The following is a 4,775-nucleotide window of genomic DNA, read 5'->3' on the forward strand; positions in this document are numbered from 1 at the left end:
ATGCCAGACGGTCTCGTGGGATCGTAGATGTGTATAAGACACAGTATCGACACAGCCCCGCGCCCCTTCGGGGCGCCACCGAACCCCAGCCGACTTCCGCCGATCCGCTTAGAGCACCTTGGAGAGGAACGACTTCGTCCGCTCGTGCCGCGGATTGGTCAGCACCTCCCTCGGATGCCCGGACTCCACCACCACGCCGTCGTCCATGAAGACGACCGAGTCCCCGACCTCGCGCGCGAAGCCCATCTCATGCGTCACGACGATCATCGTCATGCCGTCCTCCGCGAGCCCGCGCATCACATCGAGCACATCGCCGACCAGCTCCGGGTCGAGCGCCGAGGTGGGCTCGTCGAAGAGCATCAGCTTCGGCTCCATCGCCAGCGCCCGCGCGATCGCCACGCGCTGCTGCTGGCCGCCGGAGAGCTGGGAGGGGTAGTTGGCCGCCTTGTCGGCGAGGCCCACCCGGTCCAGCAGCTTCAGCGCGCGCTCCCGCGCCACCGCCTTGGACTCGCGCTTGACCTGGACCGGCGCCTCGATCACGTTCTCCAGCGCGGTCATGTGCGGGAAGAGGTTGAAGCGCTGGAAGACCATGCCGATGTCGCGCCGCTTCTCGGCGACCTCGCGGTCCTTGAGCTCGTAGAGCTTGTCGCCCTTCTGGCGGTAGCCGACCAGATTGCCGTCCACGTACAGCCGCCCGGAATTGACCTTCTCCAGGTGGTTGATGCAGCGCAGGAAGGTGGACTTGCCGGAGCCGGACGGGCCGATCAGGCAGAACACCTCGCGCGGGGCGACCTCGAGGTCGATGCCCTTGAGGACCTGAACCGGGCCGAAGGACTTGTGGACGCCCTCGGCCTTCACCATGGCGGTCATGCGCCGACACCTCCGGAGCGGTTGCTGAAGGAGAGCAGATTGGCCCGGACCCGCTGCAGCGGGGTGGCCGGCAGGCTACGGCTCGAGCCGCGCGCGTAGTACCGCTCCAGGTAGTACTGGCCGACGCTGAGCACCGAGGTGAGGATCAGGTACCAGGCGGCCGCGAGGAAGAGCATCTCCGCCGTGGCGCCGGAGTTCTGCCCGACCTCGGAGGTGGCCTGGAGGAGGTCCCAGTACTGCACCGCGATCACCAGCGAGGTGGTCTTGAGCATGTTGATGAACTCATTGCCGGTCGGCGGCACGATCACCCGCATCGCCTGCGGCAGCACCACCCGGCGCAGCGTCTTGGCGTGGCTCATGCCGAGCGCCTGGGCGGCCTCGGACTGGCCCTCGTCGACCGACTGGATGCCCGCCCGGCAGATCTCGGCCATGTACGCGGCCTCGTTCAGGCCCAGGCCCAGCAGGGCGGCCAGGAACGGGGTCATGAAGTCCGACCACTCGTCCTTGTAGATCGGCATGATGTTGATGTAGTCGAACACCAGACCGAGGTTGAACCAGACCAGCAGCTGCACATAGACCGGGGTGCCGCGGAAGAACCAGATGTAGCCCCAGGCGATGGAGGCGGTCACCGGGTTCTTCGACAGCCGCATCACCGCGAGGACGATGCCGAGGGCCACACCGACCACCATCGAGAGGATGGTGATCCAGACGGTGTTGCGAACGCCCCTGAGGACCTCGCTGTCGAAGAAGTAGTCCGGGATGGCGTTCCAGTTGACGTCACCGCGGGCGAAGGCGGAGATCAGCAGGACGATCAGGGCGATGGCGATGATCGCGGCGACCCAGCGGCCGTAGTGCCGCACCGGGATGGCCTTGATGCTCTCCGGCGCCGGCGGCGGGGCGTCGACCGGACCCGCCTTTTCGATCTTAGTAGTCACGGATGATGCCTTTCAGCGCGAGCGCGGACGGGGGAGGGCCGGATCACTTGCCGCCGTTGATGATGGCCTTGGTGACCGCGCCGTCCTTGACGCCCCACTTCGCGATGATCTTGTCGTATTCGCCGTTCGCGATGATCAGGGCGAGGGCCTGCTTGAGGGCATCGCGCAGCTGGGTGTTCTTCTTGGCGACGGCGATGCCGTACGGGGCCGCCTCCACCTGATCGCCGACGAGCTCGAAGTCCTTGCCGCCGCCGGAGGTCTTCACCGCGTACGCGGCGACCGGGAAGTCGCTGGACCCGGCGACGGCGCCACCGCCGCGCAGCCGGGTCTGGGCCTCGGTGTCATTGCCGAACGCCTCGACCGAGATCTTGCCATTGCCGTTCTTCTGGCAGGTCTTCGACTGGGACTTGGCCAGGTCGTGGGAGACCGTGCCGCGCTGCACGACGATCTTCTTGCCGCACAGGTCGTCCCAGGTCTTGATGCCCGAGTTGGCGCCCTTCTTGGTGTAGATCGAGACACCCGCGGTGAAGTAGTCGACGAAGTCGACACCCTCGCCCGCCTTCTTGCCGGTGTCCGGGTCGACGCCCTCCTGGCGGCCCTTGTTGTCGGTCATGGCCGACATGGCGATGTCGTAGCGCTTGGAGCGCAGACCCGAGAGCAGGGTGTCGAAGGTGCCGTTGTTGAACTCGAACTTCACCCCGAGCTGCTTGCCGAGCGCGGCGGCGATATCCGGGTCGATGCCCATGACCTCGCCGTTCTTCTTGAACTCGACCGGCGGGTAGTTGATGTCCGAGCCCACCTTGATCACCTTGGCGCTCTGGATCTCCTTGGGCAGCTGGTTGAACAGCGGGGCGGAGTTGCTGTTGGACCCGCCCGTGGCCTTGTCGGTCTGATCGCCGCAGCCCGTCAGCAGCAGGACGCCTACCACCGCTATCGCGCCGACGGGGGCCATCCGGGACTTCAGGGTGGCCCTACGGGGCGTGAAGCTGGCGGTCATGCTGGTTCCTCCGGCAGGGTGAGGGGGGAGATCTCGGGAACACGTTTGTGGGTGTCGCGATCTCGTGTGATTGGGGCATCTTGCCATCGGACGGGCCCGTACGGGCCGTCGGCCATGTCAAAATCGGATAACGGGCGATCCCCGTGGTGCACAACCGGACAGCGATACCGGCCGGACAGCGGTGGCCGGTGACGCGGGCGGGCTCATGATCACGCGGGGAACAGCGCGTGACAGCGGCGTGGACTTTCCCTGGAGCTTCGCCCGCCTTCAGGCGCAATGCCTGGTTTTCCGGCGTCATGGCACCAGAACTCGTTCGTCCCTCGACGCGCGCTTCAGGTAGAACAGACGGCTACACCCCTCACCCGGGGCTCAGGGCGCGTGTGCGACGCGCCCGGCGTCCGTACCCACACCCATGCGGTGGTCATCCGCTGAAATGGGGCGACGCGGTGCCCGCCCGCTCCGAACCTGGGGCGGATACCCTCGACAGAAAAACGACAAAGGGGTCAAACAGTGGCAGCGGAGATGGTCAATCCTCGCAGCGACAGCACAAGCGGCAGCGGTGAAGGAGTCGAAGGCGTGACCGATGGGGAGCCCTTCGATCCGGCGTTCGCCCTGCACCGCGGCGGCAAGATGGCCGTCCAGGCGACCGTGCCCGTGCGCAACCGGGACGATCTGTCCCTCGCGTACACACCGGGCGTGGCCAAGGTGTGCAGCGCGATCGCCGAGCAGCCCGAGCTCGTCCACGACTACACCTGGAAGTCCCAGGTCGTCGCCGTGGTGACGGACGGCAGCGCGGTGCTGGGGCTCGGCGACATCGGTCCGGAGGCGTCCCTTCCGGTGATGGAGGGCAAGGCGATCCTCTTCAAGCAGTTCGGCGGTGTGGACGCGGTGCCGATCGCGCTCGACTGCCGGGACGTGGACGAGATCGTGGAGACCGTCGCCCGGTTCGCGCCCTCGTTCGGCGGCGTCAATCTGGAGGACATCTCCGCGCCCCGCTGCTTCGAGATCGAGCGCAAGCTCCAGGAGCGGGTCGACATCCCGATCTTCCACGACGACCAGCACGGCACGGCGGTGGTCACCCTCGCCGCGCTGCGCAACGCCGCCAAGCTGACGAACCGTGCGCTGGGTCAGCTGCGCGCCGTCATCTCCGGGGCGGGCGCCGCCGGTGTGGCCATCGCCCGGATCCTCACCGAGGCGGGCATCGGCGATGTGGCCGTGTGCGACCGCAAGGGCGTCGTCTCGCCGGACCGCGAGGACCTCACCGACGTCAAGCGTGAGCTGGCCGGCTTCACCAACAAGGCCGGGCTCACCGGCTCCCTGGAGGCCGCGCTGGACGGCGCCGACGTCTTCATCGGGGTCAGCGGCGGCACGGTGCCGGAGGACGCGGTGGCCAAGATGGCGCCGGACGCCTTCATCTTCGCGATGGCCAACCCCAACCCGGAGATCCACCCGGACGTCGCCCACCAGTACGCGTCGGTGGTCGCCACCGGGCGCAGCGACTTCCCGAACCAGATCAACAACGTCCTCGCCTTCCCCGGCATCTTCGCGGGCGCCCTCCAGGTCCGGGCCTCCCGGATCACCGAGGGCATGAAGCTCGCGGCCGCCGAGGCGCTGGCCGCCGTGGTGGCCGATGAGCTGAGCGCGGACAAGGTCATCCCCTCGCCGTTCGACGAGCGGGTCGCCCCCGCCGTGACCGCGGCCGTCGCCGCGGCCGCCCGCGCGGAGGGCGTCGCCCGCCGCTGACGCCCCGCCACGGGTCCGGGGGGCGTCTGCGTCTGCGGGCCCGGGTGACTTGTGCGGACCCAGGCGATACGCCGCGGGCCAGGCGCCTTTACGGGTCGGGCTGCCTTTACGGGCCAGGTGCTTTTACGGGCCAGGTTGCCGCCACGGGCCAGGTGCTTTTACGGGCCGGGTTGCCGCTACGGGCCAGGTGCCTTTACGGGCCGGGCCGCCCCTCAGCCGGAGGGGCGGCC

The 4,775-nt window shown here is 68.1% G+C and carries 4 protein-coding genes; 1 reads left to right on the top strand and 3 read right to left on the bottom strand.

Features of this window, described 5'->3' with window-relative positions; translation table 11 throughout:
- Positions 1-108: 108 nt before the first annotated feature.
- From ACFXB5_RS52730 to ACFXB5_RS52740, 3 genes are read right to left on the bottom strand one after another with little or no spacing between them, the layout of a single operon-like run.
- On the bottom strand, positions 109-861 hold the full coding sequence (locus ACFXB5_RS52730; RefSeq protein ID WP_385223059.1) for an amino acid ABC transporter ATP-binding protein: 753 nt from the start codon (positions 859-861) through the stop codon (positions 109-111).
- A 5-nt stretch (positions 862-866) separates the two neighbouring features.
- Positions 867-1,805 carry an amino acid ABC transporter permease gene (locus tag ACFXB5_RS52735; RefSeq protein WP_385223053.1) on the bottom strand — a complete coding sequence of 313 codons (939 nt, stop codon included), beginning with the start codon at positions 1,803-1,805 and terminating at the stop codon, positions 867-869.
- Positions 1,806-1,848: 43 nt separating this feature from the next.
- On the bottom strand, positions 1,849-2,802 hold the full coding sequence (locus ACFXB5_RS52740; protein ID WP_385223056.1) for an ABC transporter substrate-binding protein: 954 nt from the start codon (positions 2,800-2,802) through the stop codon (positions 1,849-1,851).
- Positions 2,803-3,312: 510 nt separating this feature from the next.
- On the opposite strand from ACFXB5_RS52740, the gene ACFXB5_RS52745 reads away from it, so the two are divergent.
- Positions 3,313-4,545, top strand: coding sequence for an NADP-dependent malic enzyme (locus tag ACFXB5_RS52745; protein ID WP_201851418.1), 1,233 nt, complete (start codon positions 3,313-3,315; stop codon positions 4,543-4,545).
- Positions 4,546-4,775 lie beyond the last annotated feature (230 nt).

Origin of the sequence: Streptomyces sp. NPDC059455, assembly GCF_042750115.1 — a bacterium.
Lineage (GTDB): Bacteria > Actinomycetota > Actinomycetes > Streptomycetales > Streptomycetaceae > Streptomyces > Streptomyces endocoffeicus.